Source organism: Parascardovia denticolens DSM 10105 = JCM 12538, from assembly GCF_001042675.1.
GTDB classification, from domain to species: domain Bacteria; phylum Actinomycetota; class Actinomycetes; order Actinomycetales; family Bifidobacteriaceae; genus Scardovia; species Scardovia denticolens.
On sequence record NZ_AP012333.1, the window covers coordinates 396,139 to 418,585 of the forward strand.

Annotated in this window: 19 protein-coding genes and 1 pseudogene; 18 read left to right on the top strand and 2 right to left on the bottom strand. The window is 61.3% G+C overall.

Annotated elements, in window-relative coordinates; genetic code table 11:
- The first annotated feature begins 82 nt into the window (after positions 1–82).
- From PSDT_RS01730 to PSDT_RS01775, 12 genes and pseudogenes are all read left to right on the top strand, one after another.
- Complete coding sequence (locus tag PSDT_RS01730; protein ID WP_223293601.1) at positions 83–799, top strand: translation initiation factor 2; 717 nt, start codon at positions 83–85, stop codon at positions 797–799.
- Complete coding sequence (locus tag PSDT_RS01735) at positions 796–2,304, top strand: hypothetical protein (RefSeq protein WP_006289699.1); 1,509 nt, start codon at positions 796–798, stop codon at positions 2,302–2,304. Before PSDT_RS01730 ends, PSDT_RS01735 begins: the two co-directional genes overlap by 4 nt.
- A complete protein-coding gene (locus PSDT_RS01740) occupies positions 2,301–3,062 on the top strand; it encodes an FHA domain-containing protein (protein WP_006289700.1) in 762 nt (253 codons plus the stop codon). The genes PSDT_RS01735 and PSDT_RS01740 overlap by 4 nt, the downstream gene beginning before the upstream one ends.
- 40 nt (positions 3,063–3,102) lie before the next feature.
- Complete coding sequence (locus PSDT_RS01745) at positions 3,103–3,390, top strand: hypothetical protein (protein WP_006289701.1); 288 nt, start codon at positions 3,103–3,105, stop codon at positions 3,388–3,390.
- A gap of 182 nt (positions 3,391–3,572) precedes the next feature.
- Positions 3,573–3,749, top strand: a complete 177-nt coding sequence (locus PSDT_RS08325) for a hypothetical protein (protein ID WP_006290650.1) — start codon at positions 3,573–3,575, stop codon at positions 3,747–3,749.
- Between the two features lie 505 nt (positions 3,750–4,254).
- Positions 4,255–5,799 (top strand): sugar porter family MFS transporter, encoded by a 1,545-nt coding sequence (locus PSDT_RS01750; protein WP_006289703.1) that lies wholly within the window; start codon positions 4,255–4,257, stop codon positions 5,797–5,799.
- 92 nt (positions 5,800–5,891) lie between these two features.
- On the top strand, positions 5,892–7,106 hold the full coding sequence (locus tag PSDT_RS01755; RefSeq protein WP_006289705.1) for a phosphate ABC transporter substrate-binding protein PstS: 1,215 nt from the start codon (positions 5,892–5,894) through the stop codon (positions 7,104–7,106).
- Positions 7,103–8,053 (top strand): annotated as a pseudogene (gene pstC / locus PSDT_RS08485) (phosphate ABC transporter permease subunit PstC); the annotation flags it as partial. The gene PSDT_RS01755 and the pseudogene pstC, both read left to right, overlap by 4 nt.
- Positions 8,054–8,131: 78 nt before the next feature.
- Positions 8,132–9,151: a phosphate ABC transporter permease PstA gene (gene pstA, locus PSDT_RS08490; protein WP_397224885.1), complete on the top strand. Its 1,020-nt coding sequence runs from the start codon at positions 8,132–8,134 to the stop codon at positions 9,149–9,151.
- A 70-nt stretch (positions 9,152–9,221) separates the two neighbouring features.
- A complete protein-coding gene (pstB, locus tag PSDT_RS01765) occupies positions 9,222–10,001 on the top strand; it encodes a phosphate ABC transporter ATP-binding protein PstB (RefSeq protein WP_006289707.1) in 780 nt (259 codons plus the stop codon).
- A gap of 191 nt (positions 10,002–10,192) precedes the next feature.
- A complete protein-coding gene (locus PSDT_RS01770) occupies positions 10,193–11,602 on the top strand; it encodes an NCS2 family permease (protein ID WP_036737453.1) in 1,410 nt (469 codons plus the stop codon).
- A gap of 226 nt (positions 11,603–11,828) precedes the next feature.
- Entirely contained in the window at positions 11,829–12,893 is a 1,065-nt protein-coding gene (locus PSDT_RS01775; protein ID WP_006289709.1) for an aggregation-promoting factor C-terminal-like domain-containing protein, read from the top strand.
- A 221-nt stretch (positions 12,894–13,114) separates the two neighbouring features.
- Here PSDT_RS01775 and trxA read toward each other — a convergent pair whose 3' ends face one another.
- Entirely contained in the window at positions 13,115–13,459 is a 345-nt protein-coding gene (gene trxA / locus PSDT_RS01780) for a thioredoxin (protein ID WP_006289710.1), read from the bottom strand.
- Positions 13,460–13,702: 243 nt separating this feature from the next.
- Here trxA and PSDT_RS01785 point away from each other — a divergent pair, with 243 nt between their 5' ends.
- The 6 genes from PSDT_RS01785 (at position 13,703) to PSDT_RS01810 (ending at position 21,475) form a co-directional block, all read left to right on the top strand.
- Entirely contained in the window at positions 13,703–14,335 is a 633-nt protein-coding gene (locus PSDT_RS01785) for an NUDIX hydrolase family protein (RefSeq protein ID WP_006289711.1), read from the top strand.
- 97 nt (positions 14,336–14,432) lie between these two features.
- Positions 14,433–15,458 carry an alpha/beta fold hydrolase gene (locus PSDT_RS01790; protein ID WP_006290645.1) on the top strand — a complete coding sequence of 342 codons (1,026 nt, stop codon included), beginning with the start codon at positions 14,433–14,435 and terminating at the stop codon, positions 15,456–15,458.
- Positions 15,459–15,644: 186 nt separating this feature from the next.
- Positions 15,645–16,166, top strand: coding sequence for a glycine cleavage system protein GcvH (gene gcvH / locus PSDT_RS01795; RefSeq protein ID WP_006289713.1), 522 nt, complete (start codon positions 15,645–15,647; stop codon positions 16,164–16,166).
- Positions 16,138–17,508 carry an App1 family protein gene (locus PSDT_RS01800; RefSeq protein ID WP_006290643.1) on the top strand — a complete coding sequence of 457 codons (1,371 nt, stop codon included), beginning with the start codon at positions 16,138–16,140 and terminating at the stop codon, positions 17,506–17,508. The genes gcvH and PSDT_RS01800 overlap by 29 nt, the downstream gene beginning before the upstream one ends.
- A 28-nt stretch (positions 17,509–17,536) precedes the next feature.
- The gene (locus PSDT_RS01805) at positions 17,537–20,149 is read left to right on the top strand and encodes a S9 family peptidase (protein ID WP_006289716.1); all 2,613 of its coding nucleotides are present in this window, start codon (positions 17,537–17,539) and stop codon (positions 20,147–20,149) included.
- Positions 20,150–21,475, top strand: a complete 1,326-nt coding sequence (locus tag PSDT_RS01810; protein ID WP_006289717.1) for a lipoate--protein ligase family protein — start codon at positions 20,150–20,152, stop codon at positions 21,473–21,475.
- A gap of 78 nt (positions 21,476–21,553) precedes the next feature.
- On the opposite strand, the gene trmD is transcribed toward PSDT_RS01810, so the two are convergent.
- Positions 21,554–22,396: a tRNA (guanosine(37)-N1)-methyltransferase TrmD gene (trmD, locus tag PSDT_RS01815; protein WP_006289718.1), complete on the bottom strand. Its 843-nt coding sequence runs from the start codon at positions 22,394–22,396 to the stop codon at positions 21,554–21,556.
- Positions 22,397–22,447 lie beyond the last annotated feature (51 nt).

The following is a 22,447-nucleotide window of genomic DNA, read 5'->3' on the forward strand; positions in this document are numbered from 1 at the left end:
GGAAACTGCCGCATGACCTCCGGTGGACGGCCGGTCATACGGGAGCGCGGGCGAGCCGTTGAACGAAGAGGAGCAAAATCGTATGGCACAGACGTTGTCATCGCCGGATTTTGAACTGATGTTCCTTCCGCCCGACAGTTGGGTGGAAGTCGCGCTTGACCCTGCTCGCCGTTCGGTCCAGATCGCCGCTCTGGCGAAGACCCTCGAACGGCTCCTGCCGGAAGGGGCTTCCCCGGCTTCGTATATCTCTTTGCGCAAAGGCATGGAGAAGGTCTTCTCCGACGCCTATTCCTCCGGCGTCCGTTACGCCATCATGCCCCGCATCCGCACGGATGGGACCGTGGGCATGCTGTCCCTGTACAACATCGCCATCCTGCCCGCCGCCAGTCTGGAGGAGGACGAAGAGGAGGCCCGGACCCGGATCTACCAGTCGGTGATCAAAGAGCGGGAAGGGTTCCTCGAAGGGGAATCCAGCCAGATCTCCCTGGTGGAGAACCCCTCTTTGGGGACGGGGGTCCAGGTGGAATCCCTGGAATACTCCCAGACGGCCAAAGGCAAGAACACCGCCCACCAGGTCGCCATCTTCCGGACCTTCTTCCCGGTGAAGAACCAGACCGTAGTGGCCACCGGCGTCTGTTTCCAGCCGGAACTCCAAGAGGTCCTTTTCCACTTCTTCGAACTGATGACGTCCACCTTGTCCTTGCGGCAGACGGAAAAAGGTCGATCCAACGAAACCAGGCCGGCTAAGGCCGATCAGGCCGAGAAAAAGCCCGGCGGGGAAGAAAGACGGGCCGGATGATGGCCACCGCCGATTCGGGCCTGCTGGACGATGACCGCTTCATCGCGGATCTTCGGGCTTTGTTGGAGAAGTATGAGGCCGTCTTCTCCCCTCAAACCCTCCGTTTCTCCCTCAATACGGTCAAGGACGAGTGCGTGGACCTTTCGGGGAGGCTTTTCGGCCCGACCAGTTTCAGCCTCCTGATTCTGACCGACCTGAGCGATACCAGCGAGACCGCCACCCCGCACATGTCCTCTTTTCTGGAAGACTGCATCCAGGTGGCCGAAGGCCGAGGCGGGGTAGGCCTGCTTTACCGGCTGATCTACGTGTCCTCGACCAGGGATGACGGAGTGGTCCCGATAGGCTCTCTTGACGGTTCCGACGGCCTCTTGGTCCCCATGGCCGCCGACGGGGAGTACTCGGCCGATTACGCGGACAACGTCTGCCGTCTGGCCGCCCACATCTTCCTTTCCTATGGGCGAAGGACCATGAGGGTCCAAACGATTACAGCCGATTTGCTCAACGGCCGCTTCCAGGACGCCTTGGCCGGCATGGAAAGCCAGGCGGGGATCAGGTTCGTCGCTGATGCCGCTGCGGGTGGGTCCAGCTATGAGGATGCGGATGAAGCTATGGATGAGGCCATGGGCGGGATTCCGGGTGGGATCCCGGACGATCTTCCCCCCATCCCCGTGGCGGGCTTGGATTCCCTGGGGATGATGGACGATGAGGATGATGAGATGATCCCGCGTCGGATACGCCAGGCCGCGCAAAAGGGGGAGCAAGACAGGGGACAAGAAGGGGATGGGCCTGAAATAGCCGAAGAGGGGGCGGAGGGTTCCGATTCCCGGGTTGAGCAGGATGAAGAACAGTCGGATTCAACCCCGGCCTACCCTCTGAACGAGAGCGCTCGCCGCCTTCCTTACCGTGAAACCAGCCTTTTCTATCTTGACACTTTGGACAAGGTCCGTTCCCACCTGGACGTCCTTTTCGGGATCCAGCCGCCGGAAGACGACCTGATCGTCCCGGGGCCGGCGGAAGCCTACGGGGAACTGGCCTCGAACCTGGAGGAGCTGGTCTACGAGATGGACCATAACTGGGATGATGGCAGTTACGTCTTCGATCAGCTCGCCAGTATCATCGGCTTTCGCATGGCCGGGAACATCCTGGCCGACCAGGAGAACGGCGAAGAGGCCCTTCGGCAAGCCCTGGACGTGTGCGACCAAATGGTCAAAGAGGAAGGGGTCATGATCCTGCCTTCCTTCCTCACCGAAGTGGCCCAGCGCCTGGTCCCTGCCACGGCCCGGTATCGGTCTGACGACAACGCCCGGATCATGGGGTCCGCTTTCGCCGATGTGGCGGGCCTGATTCTCCACTGGATCCCCAATCCGCAGGATGCCATGGATTGGGCTCTGCTTCTCCTGGATGGGGAGATCGACGCTTTTCAACGGACGGTTTCCCGCCGGTCTTCGGATGCTGGTTCTGGTGATTCTGGTCAGAGGGACCACAAGGGAGGAGAACGCCCATGATTTCCTTGAAAAGACTTTTCGATCGGATCTTTTTCCGCAATCGGCGGGGCCAGGTGTCGGGGCTTTCCTCCACCCGGGCGGAAATCCCCAGGTTGCCGCCGATTTCGTCGCCTGAGCAGCTGGCCCGTCCGATGGGGGCGGATATCACCGACCGGATGATGGCGGTCGGCCGGCCCTTTCCTCAAGCGGTCGGGAACCCCCTGAAAGGCGTAGAAAGGGACTCCCTGCTGGATTCGGCGGAACCGGTCGCGAAATCAGTGGTGAAGCCGGTCGCCCAGCCGGTCTCTCCATCGGCCGCGCCCCTGGGTCATCAGTCAGTAGTTCCGCTAATCAACAACCAGCAGGCCCCCGCCCCGGCCAGGATTCCCCTGCCCGTCCCGGAACCCCAGCGTCCCGCCCCGGCCTATCAGATCCTCTTCTCCGATGGCCGCCTGATCAGGATCGACCCCCGGGAAGGGGCCGTGATCTATCAAATCGGCCGGTCCCTGCCCGAGCACCTGCCCGAAGGAGTCCATCCCATGCCTGTGGATGACGGCACCGGTCTCATCTCCCGGTCCCATTTCCTTTTGGGCTACTCCCGGGAAGGCGTGCTGTGGGTACAGGACCTTCATTCGTCGAACGGGACCCGGATCGTCGATACGTTGACGGAGGAAAGATGGAAGGTCCCTTCCGAAAGTCGGGTCAGGGTGAAGCCGTCGCAAAGGGTGGAGTTCGGCCACTCGTCTTTGACGATCTCCCTGGAGGAAGAACCCCTGTGAGCAAAGAGAAACCGATGAACGAAAAGGAAGAGGGATCCCGATGAAAGTGAGAATGAAGCGGGGCCTTTTGCGCTGCCGGTCCCATCCTTTCCTGGCGGTGTACTGCCACCCGGAGGATGGGGTGGACCTGGCCGCCGCCCAGTGGATGGCTTTGCAGACTCTGCCATTCCTGCTTCCCAGCAGGTTCGAGGACAAAGGATCGTCCTGCGCCTTCTTCTATGACCTGACCGGGAGGCAGGAGGTGGCCGTGGACGGGATCGCCGCTTCCTTCCCCTTTCCCTTTATGACCGTGGTCAAGACCTTCTGCCAACTGGCCGAAGCCTGCTAGGAGCATCAGCTTCCTTTGCGGTACGTGGTCTGGAGCAGGCAGTACGGCCCGTCGGCCAAGCTGGGGCGGCACGAAGGGGGAGGGCCGGCTGGGGAAAGGCTGGGCTTCCTCTATCTTCCCGTTCAGAAAGACCTCTTCACGGGTCATTCCCTGCAATCCACCCCTTGGAAAGGGTTGGGCCAGTGGACGACTGCGCTCGCGGGGCATCGGGGGCGGCGGGATTGAGCCAGGCCGAGGGGAAGATCGCCTCGGCGGTGGAGGATTTTCGCGCTTCCCTGGCAAGGGGCAGGAGGATGCATCCTAGGGACTTGGAAAAGGTGGAGATGGACTTCTTCGCCTTGCTGCGGGGCCTGTTGTGACCGGCTTCCCAGCCGCTTCCTTTGCGGCGTGTGGCGCGCGGCATGAGGGAAATCCCGGGGCGAATGAACGAATTTCCGTGGAAAATCGTCGAAAATTCGTGAAATTCTCTAAAAAACACGCTGCGACACGCCGAGGATTTGTAATTCTCCAAGATTGCTTGTACATTATTTCTTGTCAGCACTGCTGACCAGGTTTTAGCCTGATAACTGAACCCTTCTTCTCTCTTCTCTCTCAGCCCCGGCGTTTTGCGTCGGGGCTCTTAATTTTCCGGCCTCATCCGGCCTATCCTGGTTTGATTATTTTTTCAAGGAATCTTCGGCATATACGTCAATCTTCCGAACCAAGAAAGCCAAAGCCAAGGAATCATCCCTGTTCCAGAACCTATCATCCGTGTTTTCGGGGGATCGCCCGGATTGTTCCTGAATGGGAAGAAGTGGTATACTGAAGGGGCTTATTTCCGAGGTTGTAACTCTATTGAGGCAAGACTTGAGTTGGCATATCTTTATGCCCGCCCAGGTCTTTTTTTATTGTCCGAAACCTCGGCGGGAAGGGGAATCGGTGATGATTCCTTGCAAACAGAGAGGAGTGGTCATGGCCGCTCGAGAAAAAACACAGGAAATGGTGCATAACCCCAACGTTTCGGCCGGGGTGCCGTTGAACAGCGCCTTCATTTTCATTTTCGGGGCTTTGGGAGGGATGCTCTTCGGCTTCGATACGGGAATCATCTCCGGGGCCTCCCCGCTCATCGAATCCAACTTCCGCTTGTCCGTCTCGCAGACCGGCTTCATCACCTCATCCGTTTTGATCGGTTCCTGCATCGGGGCCCTGTCCATCGGGTCCTTGTCCGACCGGTTCGGACGGAAGAAACTGCTCATCGTCTCCGCCATCCTCTTCATTCTGGGGTCCAGCCTCTGCGCTTGCTCCACCGGATTCCTGATGATGGTCTGCGCCCGGATCATTCTCGGTCTGGCCGTCGGGGCGGCTTCGGCCCTGACCCCCGCCTACCTGGCTGAGCTGGCCCCCAAGGAAAGGAGGGGGTCCCTCTCGACCATGTTCCAGCTGATGATCACTCTGGGCATCCTGCTGGCCTACGCGTCCAACCTGGGATTCCTCCACCACAACATCGGCGGCATCCGGGATTGGCGCTGGATGTTGGGTTCGGCCTTGATCCCGACCGTCCTCCTGTTGATCGGCGGCATCCTTCTGCCTGAATCCCCGCGCTATCTGGTCAGCAAGGGGGATGAGAAGGACGCTTTCAAAGTTCTGACCCTGCTGCGCAAGGACGTCGACCAGACCCAGGTCCAGATGGAGCTGGACGAGATCAAGAAAGTGGCTTCGCAGGACACCAGGGGCGGGGTCCGGGAGCTTTTCCGCATCGCCCGTCCGGCTTTGGTGACCGCCATCGGCATCATGCTTTTCCAGCAGCTGGTGGGGATCAACTCCGTCATTTACTTTCTCCCGCAGGTCTTCATCAAAGGCTTCCACTTCCCTGAAGGGGACGCCATCTGGGTTTCGGTGGGCATCGGCGTGGTGAATTTCGTGGCGACCGTCGTGGCGACGCTCATCATGGACAGGTTTCCCCGCAAACGTCTGCTGATTTTCGGGTCCATGGTCATGACCGTCTCCCTGGCCATCCTGGCCCTCATGAATTTCTTGGGGGATGTATCGAAGATGGCCATTCCCACCATGGTCCTCATCGCCTTTTACATCCTCGGCTTCGCCCTCTCCTGGGGGCCGATCGCCTGGGTGTTGATCGGGGAGATCTTCCCCTTGAGCGTGCGCGGCATCGGCAGCTCGTTCGGATCCGCGGCGAACTGGTTGGGCAACTTCATCGTCTCCCAGTTCTTCCTGGTCCTGCTCGCCGCCTTCCATAACAACGTCGGTGGGCCCTTCGCCATCTTCGACGTCTTCGCAGCCCTGTCCATCCCCTTCGTCATCCATTTCGTCCCGGAGACCCGGGGCAAGTCCTTGGAGGAAATCGAAGCGGAAATGGCGCATAAGCAGGCGAAGAAGAACGATTCCCGGGAAGGGGCGACGGAAGCGATCTGACCCAGGGACCCGTTCCACCCACCTCGCGATACGATCTTTCCGGTACAATGTAAAGGCGCATGGTCCTCTGATTGATTCTGCAAGGATGGATGATGAAGACAAGCAAATACTCCGGCGGGGTCCGCTTCGCCGCGGCTTTCTGCCTTATCTGCCTGACGGGCGTCCTCGGGGCCTGCGGCGATAACGCGGTTTCCTCCTATCTGACCAAGGACATGTGGATGGAGGCGGCTGAAGCCCCTCGCCTGACCGGTGAATTCGCCGGGGCGGGGGCCTCCTCGCAGAAATCGGCCGTGGACGCGTGGATCGTCGGTTTCTCCGGAGCCCAGCCCCAGACCAAAATCTCCTACGACCCTTCCGGATCCGGGGCCGGGGTCAACACCTTCCTCATGGGTGCCGCCGCCTGGGCCGGGACCGACGCCCCTCTGAACGACAGCCAGATCGCCTCCTCCAAAACCGTCTGCCAAGGCAAAACCGCCTTCGACCTGCCTGTGTATGTATCCCCCATAGCGGTGGCCTACAACCTGTCCGATTATGGTCTCAACGGCGGGAAGACCCACCTGAAGCTGAAACCCCGGACCGTGGCCAAGATCTTCTCCGGGGCCATCACCCGGTGGAACGACCCGGAGATCGCCTCTCAGAACCCTTCCCTGGCCTCCCGCCTGCCCGCCTTGGACATCACCCCCATCTGGCGCTCGGATAAGTCCGGAACGACCAAGGTCTTCCAAGACTACCTTCACGCGGCCGCCGGAAAGGACTGGCCTTACCGGCCTTCGGAGACCTGGCCGAACGAGGTGGGTCAGGGGGCCAAAGGCACTTCGGGCGTGGTCCTCACCTCCAGCCAGGCCCAGGGGACGATCGGCTACGCCGACGCCGCCCAGGTCTCCGGTCTGGGGACCGTGGCCCTGGGGGTGGGGGAGGCCTACGTGCCTTTCTCCGCCCAGGCGACGGCCCGGTTGATCGCCCGATCCCCCCGGAACAAGAAAGCCTCCCAAGCTGGCCGCTATGTGATCGATGTGGATTACGCCACCACGGACCCCCGCTCCTACCCTCTGGCCTTGGTCAGTTATGACGTCGCCTGCCCGGCCTACAAGAACCCGGCCCAAGGGGAATTCGTCAAACAGTGGCTCACTTACGAGGTCTCCTCCCAAGGGCAGCGTACGGCCGCCGCCAACGCCGGGGCCGTGGAACTCCCGGAGACCTTGAGGGCCCAGCTCCTGACCTCCATCGACTCCATCTCCGGCTTAAGCCGGATCACGCCGGCGGCGGATGAAAGAACCACTACCGGCGGCAGGGAGGGACGGTCATGACTTCCCCTCTTCCCAAAGCCTTGCATGAGAGCGCGCCGAAACCGAGCAAGAAGGGGGACGCCATCTTCCGCGCCTTCGCCATGGGATCCGGCATCCTCATCCTGGGCATCCTGGCGGCCGTCACCGTCTTCCTCTTCATCCAAGCCGCCCCCGCCTTCTTCGGGGATCGCCGCCAGGCGACTGAGACCATCTCCTCCTTCTGCGGAGGGCGGACCGGGAACTTCTGGGCCTTCGTCGGCCCCTTGGTCTTCGGAACCGTCATTTCGTCCGCCCTGGCCTTGTTGCTGGCCTTCTTCGTGGCCGTCGGCATAGCCCTTTTCATCTCCCATTACGCCCCCAGGAGACTCTCCTCCCTCCTGTCCTATGTGGTCGACCTCCTGGCCGCCATTCCTTCGGTGGTCTACGGTTTATGGGGGGCCTTGGTCCTTGTGCCCCACATCTATCCGGTCTGGAAGACGATCAACAGGCTGTTGGGGTGGATCCCCCTTTTCGGGCCTCAAGTCTCCAACCCGCCCCGGTCCATCGCCACGGTCGCCGTGGTCCTGGCGGTCATGATCCTGCCCATCATCACCTCCATGGCCCGCGACATCTTCCAGCAGGCCCCGGTCCTGCAACAGGAGGCCGCCTTGGCCTTGGGGGCGACCAAATGGGAGACCATCAAACTGGCCGTCCTGCCTTTCGGCAAGTCCGGCCTGGTATCCGCCTCCATGCTGGGCCTGGGCAGGGCTTTGGGGGAGACCATGGCCGTGCTCATGATCCTGTCTCCCGGCCGCACGTACGGGATCGACATCCTCAGGGCCTCCTCCCACCAAACCATCGCGGCCAACATAGCCGCTCAATTCCCCGAAGCGGACAACGTCGGCGTCTCCACCCTCATCGCCACCGGCCTGGTCCTTTTCATCATCACATTCCTGGTGAATTTCCTGGCTCGCAGGGCTACGGCGAAAACCATAGGGGCGGGATCTTCGCCGGCCAAGGGCAAAGGCAAAGGCGGCAAGGCAAGCGAGAAGGGGCAGGGGGCCGAAATAGCCGGTAAAGCCGATAAGACCGGTGCCGACCAAGCCGCCGCCCCCATTTCCTCCGTCCCTAAGCCCGATTTCGACAAATTCACGCCGACCAGGTCCTCCTTGGCTGGTCGCAAGCGGTTCGACCGGCTGATGACCGTCCTCATCTACACGGCCTTCATCATCGCCCTCATCCCCCTCGTCTCCGTCTTATGGACCACCGTCTCCCAGGGGGCCGGCCGTTTCAACTGGTACTTCCTGACCCATAACATGCGGGGGGTGGTCGGCGGCCTGTACCCCTACGGAGGCATCCTCCACGCCATGGTCGGTACTTTGGAGATCACCCTGGCCGCCATGGTCATCTCCCTCCCCATCGGAGTCATGACTTCAGTCTACTTGGTCGAATACTCCCATGGAGGCCATCTGGCCCGGGCCATCTCCTTCTTCGTGGACGTGATGAGCGGCATCCCCTCCATCGTGGCCGGCCTGTTCGCCTATTCCTTCTTCTCCATCCTTCTGGGCCCCGGGACGGTCAATGGGCTCGTGGGCGCGGTCGCCTTGAGCATCCTCATGATTCCCACCGTGGTCCGCTCTACCCAGGAGATGCTGCAGATCGTCCCCACGGACCTGCGCGAAGCCTCGTACGCCTTGGGCGTGACCCGGTCCAGGACCATCGTCCGCGTGGTCCTGCGGACGGCCTTACCCGGAATCATCTCCGGGGCCATCCTGGCCATAGCCCGGGTGATAGGGGAGACGGCCCCTTTGCTGATCGCCGCCGGCTTCATCTCTTCGACCAACGCCAACCTCTTCTCCGGCAGGATGACCACCTTGCCTGTCTACGTCTACAATGAGTACTCGCAGGGCCTGGCCACCTGCCTGGTCGACGCCCGAGGGGCCGTGCCCCCCACCTGCGTTGCCTCCATCCGGATGGAGAGGGCCTGGGCGGCTGCTTTGGCCTTGATCCTCCTCGTCCTGGTCCTCAACGCCATCGGCCGGCTGGTGGCCAGGGCCTTCGCCCCCAAAGGGTCGGCCAAGTCATGAAAGTCGAGATGCGGATGAAGCGGATGAAGCCGGCGAAGGAAGCGGCGACGGATAAGCAGAAAGGATCCTCATGGGTCAGCGAATGGATGTGAATCACCTGAACGTCTACTATGGAAAATTCCATGCCGTGGACGACGTGAACATGGTCCTGGAGGCCAACAAGGTGACGGCTTTCATCGGTCCCTCGGGCTGTGGCAAGTCCACCGTCCTGCGGACCCTCAACCGCATGCATGAGACCCTGCCCGGGGCCTACTGCACCGGCGAGATCCTCCTGGAAGGCAAGAACCTGTATGGGCCCAACGTGGACCCGGTGGAGGTCCGCCGGAACGTGGGCATGGTCTTCCAAAGGCCCAACCCTTTCCCCACCATGTCCATCAGGGAGAACGTCCTGGCCGGCCTGCGGCTCAATAACCGCAGGATTTCCCAGGCGGACGCCGACGAGCTGGTCGAATGGGCCCTGCGGGGGGCCAACCTCTGGAACGAGGTCAAAGACCGTCTGGATTCCCCGGGGATCGGCCTGTCCGGCGGCCAGCAGCAGCGGCTCTGCATCGCCCGCGCGGTGGCCGTGCACCCCCAGGTCCTGCTTATGGACGAACCCTGCTCCGCCTTGGACCCCATCTCCACTCTGGCCGTGGAAGACCTGATCGCCGAGCTCAAGGACGAATACACGATCGTCATCGTCACCCATAACATGCAGCAGGCGGCCCGCATCTCGGACACCACCGCCTTCTTCAACACCCAGGGGTCGGACAAACCCGGCCACCTGGTGGAGATGACGGATACGGCCACCATGTTCTCCCATCCTTCCAGCAAGGAAACGGAAGGATACATCTCCGGCCACTTCGGCTGACCGGCAAATCTCATCATGCGGACCCAGAGCCCCGGAATGCGGACTTTGGACCCTTCTTCATCAGAGTGCGGTATTATCCTTTCAACTGTTCGGCCTGGCGTTACGCTTCCGGCAAATGCTCGCGCGTAGCGGAAGGGGAGAGCGGATAGGACAGGTCAGCCTGCCTATCCCGACAGTCTGTGAAGGAAATCATGGAGAAATTTTTCAAACTGAAAGAAAACGGCACCACGGCGTCCACTGAGATCCTCGCCGGTCTCACCACCTTCTTCGCGATGGCTTACATCGTCGCCGTCAACCCCAACGTCCTCGGCCAAGCCGGCATGCCTTGGGGCGCCGTCTTCCTGGCCACTATCATCGCCTCCATCATCGGCACTTTGATCATGGGCCTGTTCGCCAACGTGCCTTACGCCCTGGCCCCAGGCGTCGGCCTCAACGCCTTCTTCACCTTCACGGTGGTCAAAGGCCTGGGCTTCACCTGGCAGCAAGCCATGTCCATGGTCTTCATCTGCGGCCTGATCAACATCATCATCACAGCGACCAAACTGCGCAAGCTCATCATCCAGTCCATCCCTCCCATGCTCCAGCACGCCATCTCCGGCGGCATCGGCATCTTCATCGCCTACATCGGCCTGGTGGACATCGGCATCATCAAATTCACTCCTGACAAGACTGCTGCGGCCGGGGCCAACATCGGCCTGGCCCGTCTGGATACGTCCAGCCTCTGTCTCTTCCTGATCGGCCTTTTCCTCTGCATCGTCCTGACCGTCATCAAGCTGCCCGGCAAGTGGGCCGTCGTCAACAAAGGGGCCTTCATCATCGCCATGCTGGCGACCACCCTGATCGGCATCCCCATGGGCGTGACCACCATGTCCCACAGCGTCAACCTCATGCAGGCCGTCCACCAGCTTCCGCAGACCTTCATGGTCATCTTCACCCCGGCCGGCTTCCCCTCCCTGTTCGCCGGGAACGCCGCCCGCATCCCGCTGGCTCTGGTGACCATCTTCGCCTTCTCCCTGTCCGACATCTTCGACACCATCGGGACCTTCATCGGGACCGGCCGTCGGGCCGGCATCTTCTCCCAGCAGGACGAGGACGCCATGGAGAAAGGCACGGGCTTCAGTTCCAAGATGGATAAGGCCATGTTCGCCGATTCCACCGCCACCGCCATCGGCTCCCTGATCGGCACCTCCAACACCACCACCTTCGTGGAATCCGCGGCCGGCATCGCCGCGGGCGGCCGCACCGGCCTCACGTCCGTCGTGGTCTCCATCTGCTTCCTCATCTCCGCCATCCTGTCTCCTGTCGTCTCCGCCATCCCCACCGCGGCCACCGCCCCGGTCCTGGTCCTGGTCGGCTGCATGATGATGAGCTCTTTCGGCGAAATCGATTGGACGGATCTGTCGGTGGCCATCCCCGCCTTCTTCTCCTCCATCTTCATGGCCCTGTCCTACTCCATCTCCTACGGTATCGCTGCCGGTTTCGTCACCTACTGCATCACCAAGGTGGTCAAGCGCGAGGCCAAGGAAGTGCATCCCATCGTCTGGGGGGTGGCCTTCCTCTTCATCCTGGACCTGACCTTGCAAGCCGTGGTCAAGTTCTGATTTTGCCTCGTTCTTGATTGAGGACACTTCGCCCGGTCGCTTCGGCTGCCGGGCTTTTTTCGTCGGATCTGGGTGGGTTCGATAACTATATATGGCGGTCAGGGGCTGGACAAATCTCAAATTAGGGGATGGGAGGAAGAAGAGAGGGAAGGGATGTTAAGGGACTTTGCTAGGATGTGAAAAGTTGTTCACATAACCGCTTCGCAAGAGAGCTTAAAGGAGCTTCATGGCTGGACGTCATATTGAAAGCAAGGAATCCCCCCTCAAACGCGTGACCCGTAAGCAGTGGATGGTCGTCGTGGCCGTCCTCGCCGCCTTGGCCATGATCGTCTCCGGGTCGGCTTTCGCCGCCAGCCGGAAGTCCTCGTCCGCAGCCGCCGCCGGCATCACCGAGTATTCGGTCAATGACTTGAAGAACGGCCAGGACGTGTCCCGCAGCGACATCCGCCAGGCTTTGGCCGAAGGGCGTAACGGGTCGAACAAGGACACCACCTATGTGTCCGTCTCCATCAACGGCCGCAAGCGTCTGGTGGCCGGCAGCAATTTCACCACGGTCAAATCCGTCCTGGAAGCCGGCAACATCACCTTGGGCTCCGACGAGAAGGTCAGTCCCTCCCTCAACTCCAAGGTGACCGAAGCGACCCAGATCATCATCTCCTCCACCAACTCGGAAATCCAGACCGTGGAGCAGTCCATTCCTTTCAACACCATCAAGAAGAACGACCCCACCTTGGCCCAGGGGACCACGAAAGTGCAGACCGAGGGCAAAGAAGGGACCATGGAGATCACCAACCTGGTGACCAAGAACGGGACCAAGACCCTTTCCTCCAACACCATCTCCGAATACGTGAAGACCGTTCCCACCAACAAGATCATCCTGGTGGGAACCAAGCAGCCCGAGGCCCCCAAGGTCTCGACCAACTCCAATTCCAACTCTTCCTCTTCCGGATCCAACTCCGCCCCCAAGGCTTCCTCCAACAATTACGGCACGACTTTGGCCCAGGGCGATTATCAGTCTTACGCCCACAGCCAAGTGCTCGCCCGGAAGTGGGGCGAGGACCAGTTCACCTGCTTGGTCCTCCTCTGGCAGCGTGAATCCGGCTGGCGCGTGAACGCCGCCAATCCATCCGGCGCCTATGGCATCCCCCAGGCCCTGCCCGGCAGCAAGATGGGTCCCGGCTGGCAGACCGACGCCAAGGTCCAGATCGACTGGGGTCTCAGCTACATCGCCGGCCGCTATGGCACCCCCTGCGGGGCTTGGGGCCATTCCAACGCCACTGGCTGGTATTAAAGCTGAAACGAAGGTAGGAGCGGGAAACTGCGACTAGACCGGCCGCGAAAAGGCCATGAAAAAATCCCCCGGAGCGTGAGGCCCCAGGGGATTTCTTTATTCGTTTCTGTTCGTTGCCGTCAAGCCGTCTGAATCCGATCGATCCGTCCATGCGATTCGTTCGACCGTCCGGCTACATCGGCATCGGCCCTGGCGGACTGGTTTTATTGGCTCTATTGGATTTATTGGGCTTGAGCCTGGGAGAGGTCCAGCTCCTTGGCCTTCTGGATCAGCTGGTCCAAATCGGTCTGACGCAAGGCGCCCGCCTCTTTGTAGATCTGCTGGCCGTTCTTGAAGATGGCCAGGGTGGGGACGGCTTGGATGCCGGCGGCCGCGGCCAGGTCCTGGTTCTGGTCGATGTCCACCTTGCCGAAGACGGCGTCGGGGTTCTCCTGACTGGCCTTGTCGTAGATGGGGCCGAAAGCCTTGCAGGGGCCGCACCAGGTGGCCCAGAAGTCAATGAAGACCAGGTCGTTCTTCTTGATGGTCTCGTCGATGTTCGCGGAAGTCAGTTCTGTTGTCGCCATGATGACGCCTTTCTCGGTAGTCGCAAAGATAAGGCTAGCTTATCGGTTCGCAGGGAAATCCGGAGGAAGGAAATCCCGCTTGCTCAAGGGACAACTGGATCCCGGAGGGAATAATTCCCCGGCCCGGTCGTCCTGTTCGCTCACGGCTTGCGGGGTGGCCGTCCGCACGTAGGCGTTGTCGGAATCGTCTTGAATCGCTGTTGAGATCGCCCCGGTTTTCGCCCCGGCTGGCATAATAGGTATATGCCAGTTTTGAATGATGAAGTTCCCGACCCCGACGACTTCGACGCCGACCACCCCCGGGGCGATTTCAACATGACCCCGGACGATTTCATCCGCTCAGGGTCCGGCTCCAACCCGCCCGGATGGCTGGATAAGGCCACCATCGACGATATGAGGTCCAAAACCCCCATCCCTTATGTGATCGTGGTCCCGGTGCATACGGACGATTTGGGCCGCATCCGCCAGGTGGGGACCCTCTTATGCGCCAACGATGAGAGCGACGTGGCCTTGCGCCGCACCCTCATTTCGGGGCGGGTCCTCTACCACGAGTCCATCCGCGAAGCCATAGCCCGCAACATCTCCAAGGACTTGGGGGATCTGACCTTGGCCTCTTTGCCGCCCACCGTACAACCTTTCACGGTGGCCCAGTTCTTTCCCACGCCGGGCTTCTCCGACTATTACGACCCCCGGCAGCACGCCATCGCCCTTTGCTACATCGTGCCCATCGCCGGGGAGGTGGAGCCGCAAGAAGAGACTTTGGACGTGGAATGGACCGACGCTTCCCGGGCTTTGGACCCGGAGTTCCTCTCCCAGCTGTCTTATGGGATGGATCACATCCTGGTCCAGGCCCTGGCCGGCAGCGGCATGCTTTAGGCCGGATGCTTGTCTGAGGACGGGCGGCCGGCAGGATGGGGAAAGGCGGGGAGCGACAAAAATGACAGGAAAACGATAAGGAATCGACAGGAAATCGATGGAAAATAAGGCAGAAAACAGGGCAGGTAATTTGATGGATGATTTGATGGAGCAGACGATGGACAGCGAGGATTTTCCGGAAACAGAAAAGGGGACCAGGTCTGGTCGTCGTAACGACCGGGCTGAGGAGGTCATCAAGGCCATGCCGGAGGACTTCGAAATCGTCACGACAGTCTACCGGGATTCGCCCAGTTCCCACGTCTCCTCTCAGGTCCCTCTGGTCCTTCTGCACGCCTTCCCGGTCGATCACCGGGTATGGGACAGATGCGCCGATCGTCTGGTGACCTTGTCGGAAGAGGAGGGACGGGCTTACCCCATCCTGGCTCCTGACATGCCGGGGGCAGGCATGAGCCCTGTGCCCTCCGACGACCTGACCGGCCCGGTCAATCCCGATGGGTCCTACGCTCAAGCCGCCGACCGCCTGGCAGTTTCCTTCGTACACGCCGTGCAGGCCTTGGGCTACCGGAAGGCCGTTTGGGCGGGCATCTCCATGGGAGGATACCTGGCTTTGGCCATCCAAAGGCTTTTCCCCCAGACGGTGGCCGGTCTGATCCTTCTGGATACCCGAGCCGACCGGGACCTTCCCCAAGGCCTGACCCGACGCCTGTCCGTGGCCGACGACGCGTTGAAGAACCATTCGGTGGCCAGCGTCATGCATTTCGCTCAGCCCCAGGAGGGGGACTCGACTTTCAAGCGATCGGAAGAGTTCCTCTCCGCCTTCACCTCCTGGATCGACCAGCAATCCCCGGCGGGGGTGGCTTGGCGGCAACGTATGGCTGCGGGTCGCCAGGACGAAACCCCCACTTTAGCCCAGGTGACGGCCCCGGCGGCCGTGGTCAGCGGGCTGTTGGACCGGTCCAGCAACCCATCGGTCATGAAGCCCCTGGCCGCTGCCATGGGCAAGACCACGGTGGATTTCCACCCGATTCCCGACGCCGGCCATTTCACCTGCTTCGAGAAGCCGGACCAGGTGGCCCAAGTCTTGGACGGGACCATGGCCCGGGTCTTGGAAGAACGAAAATAGGGCAAGGATGAAGCCCTGACGATGCGCACGCCGGGGAGCGGTTATGATGAACCTATGCGGCTATGATAGGGAGATACCGGCGCGGCCGTGAAGCAAGAGGCAAGGGGAAGCCGTGAAGCAAGGGGATGACGATACGGACGAAGTCGCGGATTGATGACAGGAGAAACCATGAATGAGAGCGATTTGATGGACGACCTCAACGAGGCGGGCCGGATCGACGAGGTTGACGAGGCCGATGAAGCGGACCAGGTCGATGAAGCCGACGAGATCGGTGAAACCGGGGGATCCGATGGATTTGAACAGGCTGAGGGCGTCAACCAGCTGAATGTGGACATCCCCGACGACCTGCTTTACTCGGAAGACCATGTCTGGCTGGATACGTCGGTCAGCCCGGCCGTCCTGGGGATCACCGCCTACGCGGCCGGACAGCTGGGAGACTTGGTCTACATCGACTTGCCGGAACCGGGGGACCAGGTCCGGGCCGGGGACGAAGTGGTCGAATTGGAATCCTCCAAGGCCATCTCCCATGCCATCATGCCGGCTGACGGCACCATCCGCTATGTCAACCATGCCGCCGCCGACGACCCGGAAGTGGTCAACTCCGACCCTTATGGGGAGGGATGGCTGCTCAAGATCGAACTGGATGACGAAGACCCTGACCTTCTCGACGGTGATCATTATGCCAAACTCATCTCCTCTGGGGACTGAAAAGCCTCAGGAAGGCCAGGACTTCCGCCAGCGGCTGGAGCCGGCCTCGGTCAGGAAGGCCAAACTTTCCCGCCTGCGTCAGGACGCCTTGAAGACGGACCAGGAATTCGCCCAAGAGGAAAGGGCGGCCGACCAGGAACCCCCTGCCGACACGATGGAGACCATCCCCATCATCGTCAAACGGACGGAAACGGCCGTTGACTCCCTCTCCCAGACCGAAAGGCGGAAGGACAGGTCCTTCCCCCTGCAGACCATCCGCACGGTCGTCACTTGGGGATTCGGCTTCTGGCAGACCGTCGGCCGGTCCGTGGCCAGGCGGGTGGGCTGGACCCCTCGCGTGGCTCCCTACGTGGGCTACGGGACCACGAAATATGTGCGCCTCATCTGCCGGACCGTCCTGGGCATGAAGCACCTGGCCCCTGCGGACACCGTGTCTTTGGGCATCCGCAACATGCTCATGCTCCCGGCCCCCCGCACCCTGGTGCGGATGAAGATCGACGACGCCCCGGTGCACACGGCCCAAATCGGCAGCTCCGAGCTTTTCAACCCTCTGGATGGATCCGCCGATCTGGGCAGCAATTCCATCGTCTCCGACGCCCATGGCTACCTGGACCTGATCGCCAAACGGGAGCTGACGCCGGGGGAGCACGTGGCCTCTTACAAGGTCCGTGGCCGTAAGGCGGTACAGGCCCCGGTCTACATCTACCCGGCCGATACGCGCGTGGGAATCATCTCCGACGTGGATGACACCATCCTGGTCTCGCAGGTTCCCAGCCTGCTCAAGGCCGTCTACAACTTCTTCCTGGTCAGCCCCCATTCCCGCGCCTCCGTGCCCGGCATGGCCGTCTTCTACACCAAGCTCAAGGAGCTCTTCCCCCGGGCCCCCTTCTTCTACCTGTCGACCTCACCCTGGAACGTGGAGACCACCATCCGTTCCTTCATCTCCCGGTTCGGCTTCCCGGACGGCCCCCTCCTCCTGCGCGACTTCGACCCCCGCCCCAAGACCTTCATCCCGGGCGGGGTCCAGCATAAGCTGGAATTCGTGGAACAGCTGATGAGCGACTTCCCCCGGATGAAGTTCATCCTCCTGGGGGATGACGGGCAGAAGGACCCGGCCACCTACGCCCGGCTGACCCGCATGTTTCCGGGCCGTATCCTGGCCATCGGCATCCGTCAGCTGAGCAGGAAGGAAGCCGGCCTGTCCCAGAAATTCCAAGCCCCTTCGGGGGCCACCGAGGACCTGCTGGCCGAGGTGCCCATTTTTTACGGGCCCACGGGGATCAGCCTCATGAAATCCATGCTCCCTTACCTGCAGAAATATGTGGAGGAAAGGGACAAATGATCAGGGAAGACGGCATAAGGGAGGCACGATGACCAGCGACGAAAAGATGGGCGGGATGGCGGACCAGGCCGAGCGGGCCACCCCTCCGATCCCTGCCCGGTCCCCTCAGGTCCGGCGCATGCACGGGGACGAGTTCGTGGACCAGTACGAATGGCTGCGGAAAAAGGAATCGCCCCAGGTCCAGGAATACGTGGCCGGGCAGAACGCCTATGCCAATCATCGCCTGGCCGGCCTCAAACCTTTGGCCGCCACCCTCTTCCAGGAGCTGAAGGACCATGTGCAGGAGGACGACATGTCCGTGCCCGTCCGTCTTTACGGCTACTGGTACTTCAGCCGCACCCAGGAGGGGAAGGAGTACGGGACCTCCTGCCGGGTGCCGGTCAGATCCACCGATGATTGGGACCCGCCGGTCATCCAGCCCGGGGACACGACCCCCTTGCCGGGGGAGGAGGTGGTCTTCGATGCCAACAAGGAGGCCGAAGGGCAGGACTTCTTCCGGTCGGGCGGCATCGATTTGAGCGATGACGGCCGGTGGATGATCTACCTGGTTGATACGACCGGCGATGAAAGGTATACCTGCCGCATGCGGGACCTGACCACGGGCCGACAGCTGGACGACGTCCTGGAAGGAATCAGCGCCAACGCCTGCCTGACCCCAGACGGGGCCTGGATCTTCTACACCCGGGTGGACGAGGCTTGGAGGCCCTGCTCCATCTGGCGGCATAAGGTGGGCACCCCCGCTTCTGACGATGTTGAGGTCTACCACGAAGGCGACGAACGTTTCTGGTGCTCGGTCGGCCTTTCCTTCGACGAATCCTTGATCGTCATCGAGACCGGTTCCAAGACCACCAACGAAGTGCTCTTCCTGGACGTGGAGAATCCCGAAGGGGCTTTCATGCCTTTCATCTCCCGCAAAGACGAGGTTGAGTATGACGTCGCTTTCGCCAAATTCGAGAATGTCCGCGGGATTCTCGCGAGCAAAGGCCGGGAGGACCTGGTCTCGGTGGTGAGCACGGACCAGGAGGGGAACATCCCCGTGGCCGTGGTGACCCATAACGTCAACACCCCCAATTTCGAGGTGGACCTGATCAACATGGCTTCGACCCCGGCCCCTTACCGGCTGGGGGATGGGGTCTGCATCGCCCGTGGGTCGGATTACGGCTGCGAGAAGGCCTCCGACGACCATCGTCGCCTGCCGGTGACCACCCCCTGGAACGATCCGGTCAACCCCGAGATCCTCCAAGGAGGGGTAGGGCTTTCGGTCGGAGGAATCGGGATTTACAAGGATTTCGTCGACTTCTCCTACCGGGAAGGCGGTCTCCTGCACATCGCCGTGGAGACCAAGGAAGAGGCCTTGATGGATTACCTGCTGGCCCGGCCGTGGAATCTGACCGAGCTGAAGGGGGAAGACCCGCAGGCCGTGTATTCCATCGGATTCGGGGGCAACCCTTCCTATGAGGCCCCGGCCGTGCGCTATTCGCTCAGCTCTTACACCCATCCGGGCCAGCTGCGTTCTTACAATCCGGCCACCGGGGAAGACAAGCTGCTCAAAGAGGCGACTGTCAGGAATTACCGGCAGGAGGATTACGCCGAACGGAGGATATGGGTCAAGGCCCGCGACGGGCAGCTGATCCCTGTCGCCCTCATTTGGAAGAAGGGTCTGGTTCCGGCCATGGACCGGGCCTGCGGGTCGGACGGCCGACCTCTGGCTTGCGGCAGGACCGACTCTGTCATTGAGGCCCCCAACCTGGACCAGGCCGCCCGGGCCGCGGCCGCGGTCTGGCGTAAAGAGGGCAAGACCTCGACCGATTTGGTCCCGAAAAACGAGGTTCCTGAGGTCCTTGAAATCTCTGAAGTCTCCGAAGGCTCTGGGGCCTCTGAGCTCCCCGAGGATGGGTCCTCTCCTTGCCTCATCACCGCTTACGGCTCGTACGGGTCCAGCTCGGACCCAGCCTTTGGCATCGCCCGCCTCGGCTTCCTGGACCGGGGAGTGCTGCGCGTGGAGGCCCAGGTCCGCGGCGGCGGAGAGCTGGGCAGGGCCTGGTACGAGCAGGGGCGACGGCTCAAGAAAGTCAATACTTTCAACGATTTCGTGGATGTGACCGCCGCCTTGCAGTCCCAAGGTTGGATCAGCCCGGCGACCACGGTGGCGAACGGGGGATCCGCCGGCGGCCTCCTTATGGGGGCGGTCGCTAATCAGGCTCCTTTCCTTTACTCGGGAATCGAGGCCGATGTGCCTTTTGTGGACGCCCTCAACTCCATCCTCGACCCCTCCCTGCCTCTGACTGTGACCGAATGGGACGAGTGGGGAGACCCCCTCCACGACCCTCAGGTCTATCGCTATATGAAGGCCTACACCCCCTACGAGAACGTGATGACCGCCCAGGAACGGCGGGCGGCCTTCGGCACGGATCATTTCCCTCAGATCTACATCACTACTTCCATGAACGACACCCGGGTCCTGTATGTGGAGCCGCTCAAGTGGCTCTCCCGCCTGCAGGAGCCGGAAGTTGGGGCCGACGCCTTCGCCTCCATCGAAGTGGTGGCCGGCCATGGCGGGGTCAGTGGGCGCTATAAGGTCTGGGAGGAAGTGTCCCGCGAGAACTCCTGGTGCCTGAGCCGGATGGGCATTGAGAAATAAATGAAGACTTTTCGGGGCGATTTCAAGGAGCCCGGTGGCAAACTGGTCTCCGTGGTCCTTCTTGGGGGTGACCATTATGGGCCCGGCTCCGGCGACCTTTCCTGGGAAAGCAGGATCGAGGGGGATTTCTTCATCGAGGGGACGGATGAGCCTGACTCCGTTCTGGCTGATTTGGCCGGAATTCTGGATGCCCGGGTCTTGGATGAAAGACTACTTGAGCCGCATCGTCAGTCTGACAGGCTTGAAAGGCTCGCCGCGGACGATGTTCACCAGGGGGATGATTTGCGCGATTCCCTCCAGACCCGGATGGATCATTGGCGGTCCCAAGGGGTCCTTTTCCTGGGTCTGACAGCGGAAGGGATCTGTCAGGCCTGTGAACGCGCTCGCCAGGCGGCTCAAGGAATCACTGGAGAGAGATCGAAGTCGAGGTTGCTGAAGCAGCCGGAACGATTGCGGATGTCAGCGCAGCCAGGGCCGTCAGAACAGCCAAGACGGCCAAAAGAGGATGTTTCCGGCGTGTCAACCGGACTGGACCCGCGCTGGTTGAAGCTGCCTTTGACCGTCATCCCTCCCGACAAGGCCTGGGATGCCCCTCACCAGATGGCCCTGGACCAAGCCTTGGCTGAATCCGTGGCCTCCAATCGAATCGGACCCTGTCTGCGTTTGTGGGAATGGTCCGAAAACGCCGTGGTCATCGGCCTCCATCAGTCCCTCTCCGGCTCCGTCCATACAAAGCTGGCCCAGGAGAAGGGTTTCAAGGTTGTCCGCCGTCTGACCGGGGGCGGGAGCATGTTCATCCAGCCGGGGAATACCATCACTTACTCCCTCTATCTTCCCTTTGATTTTGCCCAAGGAATGACCGTGGCTCAGTCTTACCGCCTCTGTGATTCCTGGCTGGTGGAAGCCTTGAAATCCTTGGGCTTGTACCTCTTCTACCAAGGAATCAATGATCTGGCCTCAGCCAAGGGGAAGATCGGGGGAGCGGCCCAAAGACGGTTCCGGCCGGTGGATGGTGGCCCGGGCTGCATCCTCCACCATGTGACCATGGCTTACGACATGGACGCCAATCTCATGACCCAGGTGTTGAAGATCTCCCAGGAGAAAAGCGCGGACAAGGCGGTCAAATCAGCCGCCAAACGAGTGGACCCTTTGAAATCCCAAACTGGCCTGAGCAGGCAGGAGATCATGGCCGCCTTGCGGGACTACCTTCTGAAGCGGCTGCCTCAGGCGAGGATTGGTTCCATTGGGTCGGCGGAAAAAGAAAAAGCCGACGAACTGAGCCGGCTCAGATACGAAGACCCCTCGTGGACGGCGCGCATCCCTTGAAACTTGCCTCAATAAGCAGAAGGAGGCGGCCTCGATAAAAGGGAACCCTAGGCTAAGCCGGTGGCGAACCGGGCGAGTCTACGAGAGTCGGCGGGGGTGGTCTCCGGAAACTTCCCAGCCCAAGGAGATCAAAGTTTTGCGATCGGCCTTATCCAAACGCTGGCAATCCAAGGCCTGGATGATGTCGGGCCGGATGCGGGAGGTCTTCTCCAAAGCCTGGTCCCGGCGGAAGCGGTCCACTTTGGCGTGGTCCCCGCTGAGAAGGATCGGGGGGACGTCCATGCCTCGCCACTGGGAAGGCTTGGTGTACTGGTCGTGCTCCAAAAGGCCGTCGGATCCGGTGTAGGACTCCTCCACAATGGAGTCCGAGTTGCCCATGAAGCCGGGAATCAGGCGGGTGATGGCCTCAATCATCACGCTGACCGCCACCTCGCCCCCGTTGAGCACGTAATCGCCGATGGAATATTCACGCACGTTCAGCCCCCGTTTCCGGTAGTAGAGGGGAAGGCGGGCGTCATAACCCTCGTAGCGGCCGCAGCCGAAAAGCAGGTGCTCCGCCCGGGAAAGCTCGGTGGCGTCCTTCTGGCTGAAAAGAGGAGCGGATGGATTGGGCAGGATGAGGATGGGGGCGGGGCTCTGCTGGTTCTTCTGGCCTTCTTGGCCCTGCCGACTCTCCTGGCTTTCTTCAGCCGGGGAGTCCAGAAGGTCGTCCAGGCATTCGGCCCAGACTTCCGGCTTCATGACCATGCCGGCCCCGCCTCCGACCGGAGTGTCGTCCACGGAATGGTGGACGTCATGGGCCCAGTCGCGCAGGTTATGGGTGCGCACCTGGATGATGCCCTTGTCTTGCGCCTTGCCGAGCAGGCTGAGGCTGAGGGAATCGAAATACTCGGGGAAGACCGAGACGATGTCAATGAGCATGGTGTTCGCTTTCATGGATTTCTCTGATTTCGCGGATTTTATGGTCTCGTA